18 protein-coding genes are annotated in these 19,161 nt (G+C 55.8%); 14 read left to right on the forward strand and 4 right to left on the reverse strand.

Going from position 1 to position 19,161, the window contains the following annotated elements; all coding sequences use genetic code 11:
• The first annotated feature begins 14 nt into the window (after window positions 1–14).
• The 7 genes from pepP (at window position 15) to JBO43_RS15385 (ending at window position 9,485) form a co-directional block, all read left to right on the forward strand.
• Complete coding sequence (gene pepP, locus JBO43_RS15355) at window positions 15–1,328, forward strand: Xaa-Pro aminopeptidase (protein ID WP_103949186.1); 1,314 nt, start codon at window positions 15–17, stop codon at window positions 1,326–1,328.
• The gene (gene ubiH, locus JBO43_RS15360; protein ID WP_202674659.1) at window positions 1,325–2,503 is read left to right on the forward strand and encodes a 2-octaprenyl-6-methoxyphenyl hydroxylase; all 1,179 of its coding nucleotides are present in this window, start codon (window positions 1,325–1,327) and stop codon (window positions 2,501–2,503) included. Before pepP ends, ubiH begins: the two co-directional genes overlap by 4 nt.
• A gap of 11 nt (window positions 2,504–2,514) precedes the next feature.
• Complete coding sequence (ubiI, locus tag JBO43_RS15365; RefSeq protein WP_202674660.1) at window positions 2,515–3,717, forward strand: FAD-dependent 2-octaprenylphenol hydroxylase; 1,203 nt, start codon at window positions 2,515–2,517, stop codon at window positions 3,715–3,717.
• Between the two features lie 447 nt (window positions 3,718–4,164).
• On the forward strand, window positions 4,165–5,259 hold the full coding sequence (gene gcvT, locus JBO43_RS15370; protein ID WP_202674661.1) for a glycine cleavage system aminomethyltransferase GcvT: 1,095 nt from the start codon (window positions 4,165–4,167) through the stop codon (window positions 5,257–5,259).
• A 25-nt stretch (window positions 5,260–5,284) separates the two neighbouring features.
• On the forward strand, window positions 5,285–5,674 hold the full coding sequence (gene gcvH / locus JBO43_RS15375; RefSeq protein ID WP_095283266.1) for a glycine cleavage system protein GcvH: 390 nt from the start codon (window positions 5,285–5,287) through the stop codon (window positions 5,672–5,674).
• Between the two features lie 123 nt (window positions 5,675–5,797).
• Window positions 5,798–8,671, forward strand: coding sequence for an aminomethyl-transferring glycine dehydrogenase (gene gcvP / locus JBO43_RS15380; RefSeq protein ID WP_202674662.1), 2,874 nt, complete (start codon window positions 5,798–5,800; stop codon window positions 8,669–8,671).
• Between the two features lie 70 nt (window positions 8,672–8,741).
• The gene (locus JBO43_RS15385) at window positions 8,742–9,485 is read left to right on the forward strand and encodes an SDR family oxidoreductase (RefSeq protein ID WP_202674663.1); all 744 of its coding nucleotides are present in this window, start codon (window positions 8,742–8,744) and stop codon (window positions 9,483–9,485) included.
• 81 nt (window positions 9,486–9,566) lie between these two features.
• Here the strand turns inward: JBO43_RS15385 and bglA are convergent, their stop codons facing one another.
• Together bglA and JBO43_RS15395 are read right to left on the reverse strand one after the other, a co-directional pair.
• A complete protein-coding gene (gene bglA, locus JBO43_RS15390) occupies window positions 9,567–11,000 on the reverse strand; it encodes a 6-phospho-beta-glucosidase BglA (protein ID WP_095283263.1) in 1,434 nt (477 codons plus the stop codon).
• Between the two features lie 116 nt (window positions 11,001–11,116).
• On the reverse strand, window positions 11,117–11,848 hold the full coding sequence (locus JBO43_RS15395; protein ID WP_095283262.1) for a MurR/RpiR family transcriptional regulator: 732 nt from the start codon (window positions 11,846–11,848) through the stop codon (window positions 11,117–11,119).
• A gap of 52 nt (window positions 11,849–11,900) precedes the next feature.
• Here JBO43_RS15395 and yqfB point away from each other — a divergent pair, with 52 nt between their 5' ends.
• Both yqfB and trhA read left to right on the forward strand, forming a co-directional pair.
• Window positions 11,901–12,221, forward strand: a complete 321-nt coding sequence (gene yqfB / locus JBO43_RS15400; RefSeq protein ID WP_095283261.1) for a N(4)-acetylcytidine aminohydrolase — start codon at window positions 11,901–11,903, stop codon at window positions 12,219–12,221.
• 154 nt (window positions 12,222–12,375) lie between these two features.
• Entirely contained in the window at window positions 12,376–13,026 is a 651-nt protein-coding gene (gene trhA / locus JBO43_RS15405) for a PAQR family membrane homeostasis protein TrhA (protein ID WP_095283260.1), read from the forward strand.
• A 132-nt stretch (window positions 13,027–13,158) separates the two neighbouring features.
• On the opposite strand, the gene ygfZ is transcribed toward trhA, so the two are convergent.
• Complete coding sequence (ygfZ, locus tag JBO43_RS15410) at window positions 13,159–14,139, reverse strand: tRNA-modifying protein YgfZ (RefSeq protein WP_095283259.1); 981 nt, start codon at window positions 14,137–14,139, stop codon at window positions 13,159–13,161.
• Window positions 14,140–14,405: 266 nt separating this feature from the next.
• Between ygfZ and sdhE the strand changes: the two genes are divergently transcribed.
• Together sdhE and JBO43_RS15420 are read left to right on the forward strand one after the other, a co-directional pair.
• Entirely contained in the window at window positions 14,406–14,672 is a 267-nt protein-coding gene (gene sdhE / locus JBO43_RS15415; RefSeq protein WP_095283258.1) for an FAD assembly factor SdhE, read from the forward strand.
• Window positions 14,653–15,063, forward strand: coding sequence for a protein YgfX (locus JBO43_RS15420; protein ID WP_103946617.1), 411 nt, complete (start codon window positions 14,653–14,655; stop codon window positions 15,061–15,063). Before sdhE ends, JBO43_RS15420 begins: the two co-directional genes overlap by 20 nt.
• Before the next feature lie 10 nt (window positions 15,064–15,073).
• Here the strand turns inward: JBO43_RS15420 and fldB are convergent, their stop codons facing one another.
• Complete coding sequence (gene fldB, locus JBO43_RS15425) at window positions 15,074–15,595, reverse strand: flavodoxin FldB (RefSeq protein ID WP_095283256.1); 522 nt, start codon at window positions 15,593–15,595, stop codon at window positions 15,074–15,076.
• A 100-nt stretch (window positions 15,596–15,695) separates the two neighbouring features.
• Here fldB and xerD point away from each other — a divergent pair, with 100 nt between their 5' ends.
• The 3 genes from xerD to recJ are packed head-to-tail and all read left to right on the forward strand — an operon-like array spanning window position 15,696 to window position 19,074.
• A complete protein-coding gene (xerD, locus tag JBO43_RS15430) occupies window positions 15,696–16,592 on the forward strand; it encodes a site-specific tyrosine recombinase XerD (RefSeq protein ID WP_103949192.1) in 897 nt (298 codons plus the stop codon).
• 29 nt (window positions 16,593–16,621) lie between these two features.
• A complete protein-coding gene (gene dsbC, locus JBO43_RS15435) occupies window positions 16,622–17,335 on the forward strand; it encodes a bifunctional protein-disulfide isomerase/oxidoreductase DsbC (RefSeq protein ID WP_202674664.1) in 714 nt (237 codons plus the stop codon).
• A gap of 5 nt (window positions 17,336–17,340) precedes the next feature.
• Complete coding sequence (gene recJ / locus JBO43_RS15440; protein WP_095283253.1) at window positions 17,341–19,074, forward strand: single-stranded-DNA-specific exonuclease RecJ; 1,734 nt, start codon at window positions 17,341–17,343, stop codon at window positions 19,072–19,074.
• Window positions 19,075–19,161 lie beyond the last annotated feature (87 nt).

Here is a 19,161-nt window from a genome sequence, read left to right on the forward strand (position 1 = left end):
CACAGGAGGGTGTCATGACTCAGCAGGAGTATCTTCGCCGCCGTCAGGCGCTGTTAGCCAACATGCAACCGGGCAGCGCGGCACTGATTTTTGCCGCACCGGAAGCCACGCGCAGCAACGACAGCGAATATCCTTATCGCCAGAGCAGCGATTTCTGGTACTTCACCGGGTTTAACGAGCCAGAAGCGGTGCTGGTGCTGATTAAAAGCGATGACACCCACAACCACAGCGTTCTCTTTAACCGTGTTCGCGATCTCACCGCCGAAATCTGGTTTGGCCGCCGCTTAGGGCAAGACGCCGCGCCGGAAAAACTCGGCGTCGAACGCGCACTGGCCTTTAGCGAAATCGATGAGCAGCTCTATCAACTGCTCAACGGTCTGGACATGGTCTATCACGCTCAGGGCGAATACAAATACGCCGATGAACTGGTGTTTACCGCGCTGGATAAACTGCGTAAAGGCTCGCGTCAGAATCTTTCTGCGCCTGCGTCCATCACGGACTGGCGTCCGCTGGTGCATGAAATGCGCCTGTTTAAATCGCCGGAAGAGCTGGATGTGATGCGCCGCGCGGGCGAAATCAGCGCCCTGGCCCACACCCGTGCAATGGAAAAATGCCATCCGGGGATGTTTGAGTATCAGCTCGAAGGCGAAATTCTGCATGAGTTCAATCGCCACGGAGCACGTTTCCCGTCCTACAACACCATTGTCGGCGGTGGCGAAAACGGCTGCATTCTGCATTACACCGAAAATGAGAGCGAACTGCGCGACGGCGATTTAGTGCTGATCGATGCGGGATGTGAATACCGCGGTTACGCGGGTGACATCACCCGCACTTTCCCGGTGAATGGCCAATTCAGCCCGGCACAGCGCGCGGTTTACGACATTGTTCTCGAATCACTGGAAACGGCGCTGACCCTGTTCCGTCCGGGTACTTCTATTCAGGAAGTGACCGGTTCGGTGATCCGTATCATGGTCAACGGTCTGGTAAAACTCGGCATTCTGAAGGGAGACCTGGAAGAGCTGATTGCCGACAACGCCCATCGTGCGTTCTTTATGCACGGTCTCAGCCACTGGCTGGGGCTGGATGTGCACGATGTCGGAGGCTACGGCGCAGATCGCTCGCGCACCCTTGAGCCGGGCATGGTGTTAACTGTCGAACCGGGTCTGTATATCGCGCCGGATGCGGACGTCCCTGCCGAATATCGCGGGATTGGTATTCGTATCGAAGACGACATTGTGATCACCGAAAGCGGCAACGAAAACCTGACGGCGTCTGTCGTTAAAAAAGCCGATGAGATCGAAGCCCTGATGGCGGCGGCACGCGCATGAGCGTGGTAATCGTTGGCGGCGGCATGGCGGGCGCGACGCTCGCCCTGGCGATTTCACAGCTGACGCGCGGCCAGCTCCCGGTTCATCTGGTCGAGGCCGTCGCGCCACAGACAACGGAACATCCAGGCTTTGACTCCCGCGCGATTGCGCTGGCGCAGGGCACCTGTCAGCACCTGTCGCGGCTGGGTATCTGGCAAGCAATTGCCGAGTGCGCAACCTCCATTAATACCGTTCACGTCAGCGATCGCGGCCATGCCGGTTTTGTCACACTCGATGCGCAGGATTACCACATTGATGCCCTCGGGCAGGTGGTCGAACTGCACGACGTCGGGCAGCGCCTGTTCCGTTTATTGCAGGATGCGCCTGGCGTGACGTTGCACTGTCCGGCGCGCGTCGCCAGTTTCACCCGCAGTGCAGAGGGCGTGAGCGTCACGCTGGATAACGGCGATGTGCTGGCCGGAAAATTGCTGGTTGCCGCAGACGGTTCCCGTTCCGCGCTGGCGACTCAGTGCGGGATCGAATGGCGGCAACAGCCTTACGGTCAGGCGGCAGTGATTGCCAACGTTTCGACCGCAGTGGCCCATCAGGGGCGCGCCTTTGAACGTTTTACCGAACACGGCCCGCTGGCGATGCTGCCGATGTCTGATGGTCGCAGCTCGCTGGTCTGGTGCCACGCAGTAGACGCGATGGATGACGTCATGGCCTGGTCAGATACGCGTTTTTGCAACGAGCTGCAAAAAGCCTTCGGCTGGCGTTTAGGACGCATCACCCACGCTGGAAAACGCGCAGCGTATCCGTTAGCGCTGACCACCGCGTCGCAGTCAGTTTCTCATCGCCTGGCGTTAGTCGGCAATGCGGCGCAGACGCTGCATCCTATTGCCGGGCAAGGATTTAATTTAGGCTTACGCGACGTCATGAGCCTGGCGGAAACGCTGGCGCAGGCATGGCAGGACAGTGAAGATTGCGGCGCGTATTCCGTGCTTTGTCAGTATCAGAAACGCCGTCAGGCAGATAAAGAGGCCACCATCGGCGTGACCGACGGTCTGGTGCATCTGTTCGCGAATCGCTGGGCGCCGCTGGTAGCCGGGCGCAACGCGGGGCTGATGGCGATGGAACTATTCATTCCGGCACGCGACGTGCTGGCGCAGCGAACCCTCGGTTGGGTCGCTCGTTAAGGAGTTACTAAGTGCAGAATGTTGATGTTGCCATTGTTGGCGGCGGAATGGTGGGGCTGGCCCTGGCCTGCGGTTTACAGGGCAGTGGCCTGCGCGTGGCGGTGCTTGAGAATAAACCGCCGCAACCTGTTTCGCAGGACGCACCGCCAGAGCTTCGCGTGTCGGCCATCAACGCCGCCAGTGAAAAGCTGTTAGCCCATCTTGGCGTCTGGTCTGATATCACGGCGTTTCGCGCCAGCTGCTATCACGGCATGGAAGTGTGGGACAAAGACAGCTTCGGCCATATCGCCTTTGACGATGAAAGCATGGGATACAGCCATCTCGGCCACATCGTCGAGAATGCGGTGATCCACCACGCCCTGTGGCGCAAAGCGCAAGCCTGTTCAGACGTCACGCTGATGGCTCCCGCTCAAATTCAGCAGATTGCCTGGGGCGAAAACGAAGCCTTTCTGACCCTGCAAAGCGGCGACATGCTGACCGCGCGGCTGGTGGTGGGCGCCGATGGTGCCAACTCGTGGCTGCGCAATAAAGCCGATATCCCGCTGACCTTCTGGGATTACCGCCACCACGCGCTGGTAGCGACGATCCGCACGACTGAGCCACACGGCGGCGTGGCGCGGCAGATTTTCCACAACGATGGTATCCTGGCGTTTCTGCCGTTAAGCGATCCGCATCTTTGCTCTATCGTCTGGTCGCTGGTGCCGGAAAAGGCGCAGCAGATGGAAGCCGCCACCCCTGAGGAGTTCAATCAGGCGCTGTGCATGGCTTTTGATAACCGTCTCGGACTGTGCTCGCTTGAAAGTGAGCGCCAGCTGTTCCCGCTGACCGGGCGCTATGCGCGCCAGTTTGCCTCGCACCGAATGGCGCTGGTAGGCGACGCGGCGCACACCATTCACCCGCTGGCCGGGCAGGGCGTCAATCTGGGCTTTATGGATGCCGCAGAACTTATCGACGAACTGCGTCGTCTGCACCGCCAGGGCAAGGATATTGGTCAGCATCTTTATCTGCGACGTTACGAGCGCAGTCGTAAACACAGCGCGGCGATGATGCTGGCGGGGATGCAGGGCTTTCGCGAGCTGTTTGCCGGAAACAATCCGGCGAAAAAACTGCTGCGCGACGTTGGTCTGAAACTGGCGGACACGCTTCCCGGCGTTAAACCACAACTTCTGCGTCAGGCGATGGGCTTAAACGATCTCCCCGAGTGGCTGCGTTAAGCACAAAACGTTAAATTAGACCCCCATCACACTTTCCTCTCCCGGCCTTTGTGCCGGGATGTTTCCCTCGTTTGAAATATTCTAATTTCACGCCTCTTTTCGCATTATATTATCTAATGTCGCATTTTTTTCATGACGGAAAATAGGCGCGTTTTTCCGCAGGAAATATCAGCCTGTGCTAAATATTGTGAAATTTAAGTTAATTTTATGCGGGGTAAATCGCATTTTGCCAGTGAATAACTCTGTAGGCTTTTTAGCGTTTTTTGGTCATAAGCTAATGTGATGACCCGTTTTACCTTATGGTTAATCGCCGGGTTCGGTGGTAACTTCAGGGAAAAGAGAACGTTTGCGTCGACGTCCTGCAGTGATGCCGACGCCGGGTTTCGTGGTAAGAAATTTCGCGCGAAACGCAAGATTGCCCTGCACTGCTTAATCAACGAGGACAAGATGGCTCAACAGACTCCTTTGTACGAACAACACACGTTATGCGGCGCGCGCATGGTCGATTTCCACGGTTGGATGATGCCGCTGCACTACGGCTCGCAAATCGATGAGCACCATGCAGTGCGCACCGACGCCGGGATGTTCGATGTCTCCCACATGACCATCGTCGATTTACGCGGCAGTCGCACCAGGGAGTTTCTGCGTTATCTGTTGGCGAACGACGTTGCAAAGCTCAAGACGCCAGGCAAAGCGCTCTATACCGGGATGCTCAATGCCTCCGGCGGCGTGATTGATGACCTGATCGTTTATTACTTCACTGAAGATTTCTTCCGCCTCGTTGTTAACTCCGCCACCCGCGAAAAAGACCTTTCCTGGATTTCCGAACACGCCGCCAAATATGCCGTTGATATCACCGTTCGCGACGATCTTTCCCTGATCGCCGTGCAGGGGCCAAACGCGCAGGCCAAAGCCGCATCTCTGTTCAGCGATGAACAGCGTAAAGCTGTAGAAGGCATGAAGCCGTTCTTCGGCGTGCAGGCAGGCGATCTGTTTATCGCCACCACCGGATACACCGGTGAAGCGGGCTACGAAATTGCGATGCCGAACGAGAAAGCCGCTGACTTCTGGCGTGCGCTGGTTGAAGCAGGCGTAAAACCGGCCGGTCTGGGGGCGCGTGACACGCTGCGTCTGGAAGCCGGGATGAATTTGTACGGTCAGGAGATGGATGAAGGCGTCTCTCCGCTGGCGGCCAATATGGGCTGGACCATCGCGTGGGAACCGGCAGACCGTGATTTCATTGGTCGTGAAGCGCTGGAACTGCAGCGCGAGAAAGGCACCGAGCAGTTGGTCGGCCTGGTGATGAAAGAGAAAGGCGTGCTGCGTAATGAACTGCCAGTGCGCTTCACCGATGCCAGCGGCAATCTTCATGAAGGTGTGATCACCAGCGGGACCTTCTCACCGACGCTGGGCTACAGCATTGCGCTGGCGCGCGTCCCGGCCGGAATTGGCGAGACTGCCGTGGTGCAGATCCGCAACCGTGAAATGCCGGTCAGCGTGACTAAACCGATTTTTGTTCGCGCCGGTAAGTCGGTCGCCTAATCAATTTATTATCAGGAGAATTCCAATGAGCAATGTGCCAGCAGAACTGAAATACAGCAAAGAACACGAATGGCTGCGTAAAGAATCTGACGGGACTTACACCGTGGGTATCACCGAGCACGCGCAAGAGCTGCTGGGTGACATGGTGTTTGTTGACCTGCCAGACGTCGGCGCGACCGTGAGCGCGGGCGATGATTGCGCCGTGGCAGAGTCTGTGAAAGCGGCTTCTGACATCTATGCCCCGGTCGGTGGCGAAATCGTAGCGGTAAACGATGCACTGAGCGACTCCCCGGAGCTGGTCAACAGCGAGCCGTACACCGGTGGCTGGATTTTCAAAATCAAAGCCAACGATGAAGCAGAAGTTGAAGCGCTGCTGGATGCGACCGCGTACGCAGCACTGTTAGAAGACGAGTAATTGCTTTTCACCCTCTCCCTTTGGGAGAGGGCAGGGGTGAGGGCGCAAACTTCCCCTCACCCTAACCCTCTCCCAAAGGGAGAGGGGATCCTAATATCACCGCAAGCTCAGGAACCATCGCTCATGACACAGACTTTAAGCCAGCTTGAAAACCGTGGCGCTTTCATTGAACGTCACATTGGGCCGGATGCTCAGCAACAGCAGGAGATGCTGAAGACAGTTGGCGCGGATTCGTTAAACGCACTGATCGGCCAGATCGTGCCCAAAGACATTCAGCTCGCCACACCGCCGCAGGTGGGTGATGCGACCACTGAATACGCCGCGCTGACAGAGCTGAAGGCGATTGCCGGCCTCAACAAGCGCTTTAAGTCTTACATTGGCATGGGCTACACCCCTGTGCAGTTACCGCCAGTTATCCTGCGCAACATGCTGGAAAATCCAGGCTGGTACACCGCCTACACCCCTTATCAGCCAGAAGTGTCTCAGGGTCGTCTGGAAGCGCTGCTGAACTTCCAGCAGGTGACGCTGGATCTGACCGGTCTGGATATCGCCTCTGCTTCTCTGCTCGATGAAGCGACCGCCGCCGCCGAAGCGATGGCGATGGCGAAGCGCGTCAGCAAGCTGAAAAACGCTAACCGCTTCTTCGTGGCTGCCGATGTTCATCCGCAGACCCTGGACGTGGTCCGTACCCGTGCGGAAACCTTCGGCTTTGACGTAATTGTTGATGACGCTGAAAAAGTGCTGGATCATCAGGATGTGTTCGGCGTGCTGTTGCAGCAGGTCGGTACCACCGGTGAAGTCCATGATTACACCAGCCTGATCGCTGAACTGAAATCCCGCAAAATTGTGGTCAGCGTCGCCGCTGATTTCATGGCGCTGGTGCTGCTCACCGCTCCAGGCAAACAGGGCGCGGACATTGTCTTCGGCTCTGCGCAACGCTTTGGCGTGCCGATGGGCTATGGCGGCCCGCACGCGGCGTTCTTCGCGGCGAAAGATGAATTCAAACGCTCCATGCCTGGCCGTATTATCGGCGTGTCGAAAGACGCCGCTGGCAATACCGCGCTGCGCATGGCGATGCAGACTCGCGAGCAACACATCCGCCGCGAGAAAGCGAACTCCAACATCTGTACTTCTCAGGTGCTGCTGGCCAACATCGCCAGTCTGTATGCGGTGTTCCACGGTCCGGTAGGCCTGAAACGCATCGCCACCCGTATTCACCGTTTCGCCGATATTCTGGCGGCCGGTTTGCAGCAGAAAGGGCTGAAGCTGCGCCATGCGCACTACTTTGACACCCTGTGTGTGGAAGTGGCTGATAAAGCTGGCGTGCTGGCTCGCGCCGAAGCCGCAGAAATTAACCTGCGCAGCGATATTCTGAACGCGGTTGGCATCACTCTGAACGAAACCACGTCCCGCGAGGATATCCAGACGCTGTTCAACGTTCTGCTGGGCGATGCCCACGGTCTGGACGTCGATTCTCTGGATAAAGACGTGGCGCACGACAGCCGCTCGATTCAGGAAAGCATGCTGCGTGACGACGCTGTCCTGACCCATCCGGTGTTTAACCGCTATCACAGCGAAACCGAGATGATGCGCTACATGCACTCTCTGGAGCGCAAAGATCTGGCGCTGAATCAGGCGATGATCCCGCTCGGCTCCTGCACCATGAAGCTCAATGCCGCCGCGGAAATGATCCCGATTACCTGGCCTGAGTTCTCTGAACTTCACCCGTTCTGCCCGGCAGATCAGGCGGAAGGCTATCATCAGATGATCGGTCAGCTTTCAGACTGGCTGGTGAAACTGACCGGCTACGACGCACTTTGCATGCAGCCGAACTCGGGTGCGCAGGGGGAATACGCGGGCCTGCTGGCGATCCGTCACTATCACGAAAGCCGCAACGAAGGGCATCGCGATATCTGCCTGATTCCAAGCTCCGCTCACGGCACTAACCCAGCATCTGCGCAGATGGCGGGAATGGAAGTGGTGGTCGTGGCCTGCGATAAAAATGGCAACATCGATCTTGCCGATCTGCGTGCGAAAGCCGAACAGGCGGGCGAGAAACTCTCCTGCATCATGGTGACTTACCCGTCCACTCACGGCGTCTATGAAGAGACGATCCGTGAAGTGTGCGAAGTGGTGCATCAGTTCGGCGGTCAGGTTTACCTCGACGGTGCGAACATGAACGCCCAAGTGGGAATCACCTCTCCGGGCTTTATCGGCGCGGACGTATCGCACCTGAATCTGCATAAAACCTTCTGCATTCCGCACGGCGGTGGCGGCCCGGGTATGGGCCCTATCGGCGTGAAAGCGCATCTGGCTCCGTTCGTTCCAGGCCACAGCGTGGTGCAGATTGAAGGCATGTTGACCCGTCAGGGTGCGGTCTCTGCGGCACCGTTCGGCAGTGCGTCTATTCTGCCAATCAGCTGGATGTACATCCGCATGATGGGCGCGGAAGGATTGAAACAGGCGAGCCAGGTGGCGATCCTGAATGCGAACTACATCGCCACACGCCTGAAAGACGCCTATCCGGTGCTCTACACCGGTCGTGACGGTCGCGTGGCGCACGAATGTATTCTCGATATTCGCCCGCTAAAAGACGAGACTGGGATCAGCGAGCTGGATATTGCCAAACGTCTGATCGACTACGGTTTCCACGCGCCAACCATGTCCTTCCCGGTGGCGGGTACGCTGATGGTTGAGCCGACCGAATCGGAAAGCAAAGTTGAGCTGGACCGCTTTATCGACGCAATGCTGGCGATCCGCGGTGAAATCGACCGTGTGAAACAGGGCGAATGGCCACTGGAAGATAACCCGCTGGTGAACGCCCCGCATACCCAGAACGAGCTGGTGGCGGAGTGGAGTCACGGTTATACCCGTGAGCTGGCGGTCTTCCCGGCAGGCGTGGCGAACAAGTACTGGCCGACCGTGAAGCGTCTCGATGACGTATACGGCGATCGTAATTTGTTCTGTTCTTGCGTGCCAATGAGCGAATATCAGTAATACTTAAGCTCTGAACAGTAGGCCGGGTAAGGCGTAGCCGCCACCCGGCTTTTTTATTGGGAGAAAATCAATGGCAATCGCACTGGTCACCGGCGCCAGCCGGGGCATTGGCAAAGCGACGGCGCTACAGCTAGCGCAAGAAGGGTACACCGTGGCGGTGAACTATCACCACAACATCAAGGCCGCGACGGATGTGATCAATCATATTATCGAGGCGGGCGGCAGGGCGTTTGCCGTGCGCGCGGATATCAGCGACGAATCTCAAGTGCTGGCGATGTTTAACAGCATCGACCGCGAGGGCGAACCGTTAACGGCGCTGGTGAACAATGCCGGGATTTTGTTTGAGCAGAGCACCATCGAGAATCTCTCCGCCGAGCGTATCAACCGCGTGCTCGCAACCAACGTCACGGGCTATTTCCTCTGCTGTCGCGAAGCGGTGAAGCGCATGTCGTTTAAACATAACGGCAAAGGTGGGGCGATTGTGAATGTCTCGTCGGCGGCATCGCGTCTGGGCGCACCGGGCGAATACGTCGATTATGCTGCGTCTAAAGGGGCGGTGGATTCGCTGACAACGGGCCTCGCGCTGGAAGTAGCGGCGCAGGGCATTCGTGTGAACTGTGTGCGCCCTGGACTGATTTATACCGATATTCATGCGTCAGGCGGTGAGCCAGGGCGAGTGGACCGGGTGAAATCCGCATTACCGATGCAGCGCGGCGGACAGCCGGAAGAGGTCGCGCAAGCTATCGTCTGGTTACTTAGCGAAAAAGCGTCGTATGTGACGGGGAGTTTTCTTGAGCTGGCAGGCGGGAAATAGTGTTAATGCCCGGTGGCGCTGCGCTTACCGGGCCTACGAGACTGTAGGCCGGTGCAAGGGAAGCGCCACCGGGCAGTCGGTTTAGATGTTCTCGCCGTTGCTGGCAATCACTTCTTTATACCAGTTAAAGCTCTTCTTACGGGAGCGAGACATATCGCCCGTACCGTCGTCGTGCTTGTTCACATAGATAAAGCCGTAGCGTTTGCTGTACTGGCCGGTAGTGAACGAGACGCAGTCGATGCAGCCCCACGGGGTATAACCCATCAGATCCACACCATCATAGGTGACCGCTTTCATCATCTCTTCCACGTGCGCACGCAGATAATCGATACGGTAGTCATCGTTGATGCTGCCGTCTTCTTCGACTTTATCGTAAGCGCCAAAGCCGTTTTCCACGATAAACAGCGGTTTTTGGTAACGTTCGTACAGCTCGCACAGGGCATAGCGCAGGCCAACCGGGTCAATCTGCCAGCCCCAGTCGGAGGCTTTCACGTGCGGGTTCGGCACGCTGCCTTCGAAGCCCGAAATGGCGTCGCCGGTGCCGCCTTCGGCTTTGACGGCGTTGGTCATGTAGTAGCTGAAACCTAAGTAATCGCAGGTGCCTTCACGCAGGATCTGCTCGTCGCCCGCCTCCATATGGATGGTAAAGCCACGGCGCTCCCACTCGTTCAGGACGTAGCTTGGGTAGTAGCCGCGTAGCTGAACATCGGTAAAGACATAACGCTCACGCATGGATTCCTGGGCAAACATCACGTCTTCTGGCTTGCAGGAGAACGGATAGAGCGCCACCATCGCCAGCATACAACCGACTTTCATTTCCGGGTTGATGCGACGCGCGGCTTTTACCGCCAGAGCGCTGGCAACGAACTGGTGATGCAGCACCTGGTACATGGTCTCTTCCGGGTTTTCATGTTCGGTGTAGACCACGCCGGAGCAGCAATACCCGAACAGTGGGGCGCGCCAGTTACGCTGGTTGTTGATTTCGTTGAAGGTCATCCAGTATTTGACCTTGCTCTTATAGCGCTCGAAAACCACTTCCGAGAAACGGACGAAGAAATCCACCACTTTGCGGTTGGTCCAGCCGCCGTATTCTTGCACCAGGTGCAGCGGCATTTCGAAGTGGGAGAGGGTGATGACCGGCTCAATGTTGTACTTCAGCAGTTCATCAAACATGTCGTCGTAGAACTTCAGCCCTTCTTCATTCGGCTGAGTTTCATCGCCTTTCGGGAAGATACGCGTCCAGGCGATAGAGGTACGGAAACATTTGAAGCCCATCTCGGCAAACAGTTTGATGTCTTCTTTGTAATGGCCGTGGAAGTCGACGGCTTCGTGGTTGGGATAGTATTTCCCTTCAATCACTTCCTGAGTGATTTCGCGCGGTACGCCATGCGCGCCGCCGGTCAGCACGTCGCAAATGCTTGGGCCTTTGCCGCCTTTATTCCAGCCGCCTTCAACCTGGTGCGCCGCCACCGCGCCGCCCCATAAAAAATCTTTTGGTAAGGTGAGTTTTTTCATGTTTGCTACTCTCGTCTTATGATCTATTGTTTTCGAGTCTAGCAAAGCACAATTAAATGTCACGATATAACAATTTGGCGATAATGTAATATGTTACATCAAAAAAACAGGGCGTTTTATTCCGCCAGTTTCTTCGCCAGTTTTCGCCCGATAGATTCGAGAATATAAATAACCGGGATCTGCGTCGTAATATCGTAGACTCCGCCGATGCGGGTTTGAGGAACATGCCAGGAGAGATTAAAATCGGCCAGCTTGGCCAGGCGAGAATGCTCGTGGCTGGTGATGGATAGAACCTTGCAGTGGTGCAGGCTGAACTGGCTGGCGAAGCGCAGGATCTCTTCGGTTTCGCCCGAAACGGACAGCACAATCGCCAGCGCATTTTTCGCCATATCGTTGGTTACCGGGAAATAAGGGTCGTCGATATGGTTACTGAATTTTCCGATATTAGAGAAGAATCGTGCGCCATATTTCGCCAACGATCCGGAGGTGCCCGCGCCAACAAATATAATTCGCTCGGAGGATAATATAATATCGACGGCGTTATCTAATAAAGCGTCAAACTCTTCATTATTGACGCTTTTAAAGAAACTGATAATTTCACTGGTGCCAAAATTCGCCTGCTGGGGTTCGTTTTGTTCCAGATATAATTTAAAGCGCACGCGGAATTCGGAATAGCCATCGCAGTTCAGCTTGCGACAAAAACGTAGCACTGTGGTGGTAGACACACCCGCCGCATCCGCCAGCTCGCGGATGGTCATATAGGTCACTTTGTCACGGTTTTTAATGACATAGTTGTAGACCATCATCTCAAGATTGTTGAGACTGGCAATGGCGGAATGGGAGAACATGCTCACAGTGGCTAAACTCACTCATCAGACTTCATCTAAAGGGAATAATAACATGCAGCCTAACGACATCACTTTTTTTCAGCGTTTCCAGGACGACATTCTGGCCGGGCGCAAAACCATTACTATCCGTGACGAGTCTGAATCGCATTTTAAAACCGGCGATATTTTGCGCGTCGGGCGCTTCGAGGACGACGCCTGGTTTTGCACCATCGAAGTGGTGGGAACCTCGACAGTGACGCTGGATACGCTGACGGAAAAGCACGCACAGCAGGAGAATATGTCCCTTGCGGCGCTTAAAGAGGTGATTGCGGAGATCTACCCGAATCAATCGCAATTTTATGTGATTGATTTTAAATGCCTTCACTCTGACTAACATCTGTTAGGTGAAAATATAACTCAAAATAATGATTTTTAAGGACTAATCCTGAAGTTGGATTTATTTTAGCTAACAGGTGTTCACTGGAATCATTCTCAGTTAGCATAGTCAGGCGATACATCATGATCTTATGTTCTCCCGGAGTCCTCTTATGGTTAGCAAACCATTTACTGCGCAGGGATATTCACTGGCCGAGGAAGTAGCCAACAGTATCAGCCACGGTATTGGCCTTGTTTTTGGCATCGTGGGCCTGGTGTTGCTGCTGGTTCAGGCGATAGACACCAACGCGAATGCGATGGCGATCACCAGCTACAGTCTGTACGGCGGAAGCATGATCCTGCTTTTTCTCGCCTCGACGCTTTACCATGCCATTCCGCATCAGCGGGCAAAACGATGGCTCAAGAAATTCGACCATTGCGCTATCTATCTCTTGATTGCCGGGACCTACACCCCATTTTTACTGGTGGGATTAAACTCTCCGCTGTCGCGCGGGCTGATGATTGTCATCTGGAGCCTGGCGCTGCTCGGGATCTTATTTAAACTGACCATTGCGCATCGCTTTAAAGTGCTGTCGTTAGTGACCTATCTGACGATGGGCTGGCTGTCGCTGATTGTGGTTTATCAGCTGGCGGTGAAACTGGCGGCGGGCGGCGTGACGCTGCTGGCGGTGGGCGGGATTGTCTATTCCCTCGGCGTGATTTTTTACGTCTGTAAACGCATTCCGTACAACCATGCCATCTGGCACGGCTTTGTGTTAGGCGGCAGCGTGTGTCATTTCCTGGCGATTTATTTGTACGTTTGATAGCGGGTGCGGCCTGATGACCTCACCCCAACCCTCTCCCACGGGGAGAGGGGGCAAAAACTAAAAACGGTAACCCAAGGGTTACCGTTTTGCTTTTACCTTCCGCCACCCGGCGATTCCTACCAACTAAAACTACTCTTCTAACGAATACGGCAGGGGTTCAATGCTCAAGGTGCCGGCATCGTCACGCACGCGGAATACGCTGTCCGGCTCCATGTCGTTATTCATTACTACCTGCACCAGCAGACGACCATCGTCCAGCTGAACGGCAGCTAAAATGGTGCCGGTACGACGCCAGTTGTCGCCCATCTTCAGTTCGAGATCTTCCCCGGCTTCTGGTACGCGGCTGGCATGGCCTGCCAGATACCACAGGGCGCGTTTATTAGCCCCACGGAATTTGGCCCGCGCCACCATCTCCTGACCGGTGTAGCAGCCTTTCTTAAAACTGATGCCGCCCAGCGCCTGCAGGTTTGTCGCCTGCGGGATAAACTGCGCGCTGTTGGCTGCATCAATAACCGCTAATCCGGCTTCAATGTTCAGGGCTAACCACTGCTGGCTGTTGTTCAGCTGCGCTTCACCGCGCAGGGCTTCCGTGACGCGCTCTGCGGTAGCCACGTCGGTGACCAGCAGGAAGCGCTCGGCAGGTTGCTCAAACCACAGAATCGAAGTTGCGCCTTCGCTGACCAGCTGTTTCTCGGCATCCGGTAGTTCGCTGAACAGGTTTTTCAGCGCGGCGCGTGCCTGGAAACCAGCCACGCCTAACAGAACATGCTCGTCATCCGCAGCGATGGTGACTTTGGAAAACACCGCGTATTTCTTCAGTTCAGTCAGCTGCGCATCGCGCAGACTGCGGCGTTCAATCAGGGCGAAACCGTCCTGACGGCGGAAAAGACGTAGATTGCTCCACATCTTACCTTTCGGATCGCAATGCGCCGCCAGCAGATGCTGGTGCTCAGTCATCTGGCTTACGTCTGCGGTCACCTGGCCCTGCAGATATTTTTCGGCATCTGCACCGACGAGGGTCGCCAGCGCCCAGTCATCAAGAGAAATCAGCGTCAGCGGCAGACGCGCGGAGGCGACGGGCTGGCGAGGAGGAAATGGGTTAAAAGCCATAATGATGTCCTGAATTGCATAACGCTTCGGTAATGCCTAATGGTAAAAGAGACTGTAGTCATTGCAAGCGCTTTCAGCAGCCCAATTGTGCCTTATCGCCGTTCTGCGTAGCGCCACGCAGAACAGAGTAATCCCCTTTGATTGCAGGGATTATTCTGGAAGCGTGCTTCCAGTTGCTGATATTCCAGTAATGAAACAGCAAAAAACACGTTACACTAGAAATCGTCCCTCTTAGAGGTAGAAGAAACGTTTAGCAGGAAATCGACATGGACATTAACAACAAGGCCCGTATCCACTGGGCGTGCCGTCGCGGCATGCGTGAACTTGATATTTCCGTCATGCCCTTCTTCGAGTATGAGTACGACAGCTTAAGCGATGATGATAAGCGTCTGTTTATCCGCCTGCTGGAGAGTGACGATCCTGATTTATTCAACTGGCTGATGAATCACGGCAAACCCGCCGACACCGAGTTGCAGCGGATGGTGCAATTAATTCAAACACGGAATCGGGAACGTGGTCCTGTGGCAATCTGATCTGCGCGTCTCGTGGCGCTCACAGTGGATGTCTCTTTTGCTCCACGGCATTGTCGCAGCTTTTATTTTGCTGATGCCGTGGCCTCTTAGCTATACGCCGCTCTGGATGCTGTTACTGTCGCTAGTGGTGTTCGACAGCGTGCGCAGCCAGCGACGTATCAATTCCCGTCAGGGTGAAATCAAACTGCTGATGGATTCGCGCTTGCGCTGGCAGGGCAAAGAGTGGGAGATCGTCGGCACGCCCTGGATGTTAAACTCGGGGATGATGTTCCGTCTGCGCAAAGAGGAAGGGGCACGTTGCCAGCATTTGTGGCTGTCAGCAGACAGTATGGATGCGAACGAGTGGCGAGATTTGCGTCGGATGGTGATGCAGCAACAGCCGACGCCGTGATGCCAGGGAATTAGCTAAACTTTTCCGCCATTTCGCCCAGAATTTGCTCGCACCAGTTTTGTAGGCGCTCTTCGCTTAAGTCGTACTGGTTGGTTTCATCCAGCGCCAGTCCGACAAACAGCTGGCCATCCGCGATGATCGGTTTTTGACTTGTAAATTCGTAGCCTTCTGTCGGCCAGTAGCCGATAAAGGTGACGCCTTTCGGGGCGAGTTTATCGTGCAGCATACCGAGCGCGTCGAGGAACCATTCGCCATAACCCAGCTGGTCGCCCATGCCGTACAGCGCAATGATTTTGCCTTCAAGATTAAGCGAGTCCAGCTGATCCCAGATGGCTTCCCAGTCTTCCTGTAATTCACCAAAATCCCAGGTCGGAATGCCAAGAATCAGAACGTCGTACTGCTCCATCTCTGTGGGCGCGTCGTCTTTCAGATTGTGCAGAGTCACCAGTTCCGGGCCAATAATGTCGCGAATTTTCTCCGCGGCCATCTCGGTGTAGCAGGTGCTGGAACCATAAAACAGACCAATATTCATCGCGTAAACTTCTCAATACTTGCTTTGACTTTAGGCGTAGTGTACCAGAAACCTGTACCATTACGTCATAATGGCCGATGGCAGAATCACAGGAGCAGACGTGGAAAAGGATCTCGCCCTCATCGAACAATTTCTCGATGCGCTGTGGCTGGAAAAGAATCTGGCGGAGAATACGCTCAGCGCTTACCGACGCGATTTGACCATGCTGGTGGAGTGGCTCGCCCATCGAGACTTGTCTCTGGAACAGGCGCAAAGCGACGATCTGCAGGCACTGCTGGCCGAACGCATGGACGGCGGCTATAAAGCCACCAGTTCCGCGCGCTTGCTAAGTGCAATGCGTCGGCTGTTCCAGCATATGTATCGCGAGAAGCTTCGCGCTGACGATCCCAGCGCACTGCTGGCGTCGCCTAAGCTGCCGCAGCGTTTGCCGAAAGATCTCAGCGAAGCGCAGGTCGATCGCCTGTTGCAGTCCCCGGCGGTTGACCTGCCGCTGGAGTTACGCGATAAAGCCATGCTTGAAGTGTTGTATGCCACCGGGCTGCGCGTGTCGGAACTGGTCGGTTTGACGATGAGCGACATCAGCCTGCGTCAGGGCGTGGTGCGGGTGATTGGTAAAGGGAATAAGGAACGGCTGGTGCCGCTTGGCGAAGAGGCGGTGTACTGGGTTGAGAATTACCTGGAACACGGAAGACCGTGGCTGCTGAACGGCGTGTCGATTGATGTTCTGTTCCCGAGCCAGCGCGCGCAGCAGATGACGCGACAAACCTTCTGGCATCGCATTAAACATTACGCCACACTGGCGGGCATCGACAGTGAAAAACTTTCGCCGCACGTTCTGCGTCACGCCTTTGCGACGCATCTTCTGAATCATGGCGCCGATTTGCGCGTGGTGCAGATGCTACTTGGGCACAGCGATCTTTCGACGACGCAAATCTACACTCATGTAGCAACAGAACGCTTGCGACAGCTACACCAACAGCACCACCCACGAGCGTGAGTGCCGATAAAATAGTGATAGGATTGAAAATGAAAAAATCTTTAGTGCTGTTCTCCCTGCTGGCCGCTTCTTTTACCGGTTTTGCCCATGCAGATGATGCTGCGATCAAACAATCGCTGGCGAAACTCGGCGTGGCCAGTACGGATATTCAGCCAGCACCGGTTGCCGGAATGAAAACCGTGCTGACCAACAGCGGCGTGTTGTATGTCACTGAAGACGGCAAGCACTTCATTCAAGGCCCGATGTACGATGTCAGCGGCGCGCAACCGGTGAACGTGACTAACCAGCTGCTGATGAAAAACCTGAACGCGCTGGAAAAAGAGATGATCGTCTACAAAGCAGCGCAGGAAAAACACGTGATTACGGTGTTCACCGATATCACCTGCGGCTACTGTCACAAGCTGCATGAAGAGATGAAAGACTACAACGCGCTCGGAATCACCGTGCGTTATCTGGCGTTCCCACGTGCGGGCGTGCAGAGCCAGCCAGAGCAGGACATGAAAGCCATCTGGTGTGCCAAAGACCGCAATAAAGCCTTTGATGACGCGATGAACGGCAAGGGCGTGAAACCCGCCTCCTGCGATATCGACATTGCCAATCACTATGCGCTGGGCGTGCAGTTTGGTGTGACCGGAACCCCGGCTATCGTGCTGAGCAACGGCTACGTCGTGCCGGGCTACCAGGGGCCGAAAGAGATGAAAGAGTTCCTCGACGCGCACCAGAAACAGACTGGCGGTAAATAATTCGCGTGAAAGCCAACACAACATTACGCCGCCGCGAGGTGGATGAAAGCGTTGATTTACCTGCCGATCTTTCTCCGCTCCTGCGCCGTTTATACGCCGGGCGCGGCGTTCGCGCGGCCACAGAGCTGGAGCGCAGCGTCAAAGGGATGCTGCCCTGGCAGCAGCTCAGTGGCATCGAAAAAGCGACGGAAATTCTCTATGACGCACTGCGCGAAGGCACGCGGATTGTCGTAGTCGGTGATTTCGACGCCGATGGCGCGACCAGCACCGCTCTAAGCGTCCTCAGCCTGCGCGCGTTGGGCTGCGATAACGTCACCTATCTGGTGCCGAACCGTTTTGAAGACGGTTACGGCCTCAGCCCGGAAGTGGTCGATCAAGCTCACGCTCGCGGGGCGCAGTTGATCCTGACGGTTGATAACGGGATCTCATCTCATTCTGGCGTCGATCGGGCGCATCAGCTTGGGATCCCGGTCGTGGTCACCGATCACCATTTGCCCGGCGACACGCTGCCAGCGGCTGAAGCCATCATTAACCCGAACCTGCGCGACTGCGATTTCCCCTCGAAATCGCTTGCGGGCGTAGGCGTAGCGTTTTATCTGATGCTGGCCCTGCGTGCGTTGCTGCGCGATAAAGGCTGGTTCGAGGCGCGCGGAATTGCAGTTCCTAATCTTGCCGAATATCTCGATTTAGTCGCGCTCGGCACGGTGGCAGACGTGGTGCCGCTCGACACCAATAACCGCATTCTGACCTGGCAAGGGCTGGGCAGGATTCGTGCGGGGAAATGCCGTCCGGGGATTAAAGCGCTGCTCGAAATCTCTAATCGTGACCCGCTTAAACTCGCGGCAAGTGACCTCGGGTTTGCCCTTGGCCCGCGTCTCAATGCGGCAGGGCGACTGGATGATATGTCCGTCGGGGTGGCGCTGCTGCTCTGCGACAATATCGGCGAAGCCCGCGTGTTAGCCAATGAACTCGACGCGCTGAATCAGACGCGCAAGGAGATCGAGCAAGGGATGCAGGCTGAAGCCCTGACTCTGTGCGAAAAACTTGAGCGCAGCACCGACACGCTGCCCGGCGGCCTGGCGATGTACCACCCGGAGTGGCATCAGGGCGTGGTCGGGATTCTGGCGTCGCGCATCAAAGAGCGTTTTCACCGTCCGGTGATTGCCTTTGCCCCGGCGGGCGACGGTACGCTTAAAGGCTCGGGTCGTTCCATTCAAGGGCTGCACATGCGCGATGCACTGGAGCGTCTGGACACACTCTATCCTGGGCTGATGATCAAATTCGGCGGCCACGCGATGGCGGCTGGTTTATCGCTAGAAGAGGCGAAATTCGACGAGTTTCAGCGGCTTTTCAGCGAGCTGGTTACCGACTGGCTGGACCCGGCGTTACTGCAGGGCGAAGTGGTCTCTGATGGCGCGCTGTCTGGCGCGGAGATGACGATGGAAGTCGCGCAGATGCTGCGCGATGCCGGTCCATGGGGGCAGATGTTCCCGGAGCCGCTGTTCGACGGTCGATTCCGCCTTCTGCAACAGCGTCTGGTGGGGGAGCGTCACCTGAAGGTGATGGTCGAGCCGGTGAACGGTGGCCCGCTGCTGGATGGAATCGCCTTTAACGTCGACACCGCCATCTGGCCGGATAGCGGTGTGCGTGAAGTTGAACTGGCCTACAAACTGGATATTAACGAGTTTCGCGGTAATCGCAGTTTGCAGATTATCATCGATCATATCTGGCCAATTTAGCGGCACTATTCTCTATAAAAAAGGGCGTGGATTGGGTACAATCCCGCTCTTATCACCGCATTTTGACTAGTCCAATAAAGAAAACAG

This window comes from Lelliottia jeotgali (genome assembly GCF_016771845.1).
Taxonomy (GTDB): domain Bacteria; phylum Pseudomonadota; class Gammaproteobacteria; order Enterobacterales; family Enterobacteriaceae; genus Enterobacter; species Enterobacter jeotgali.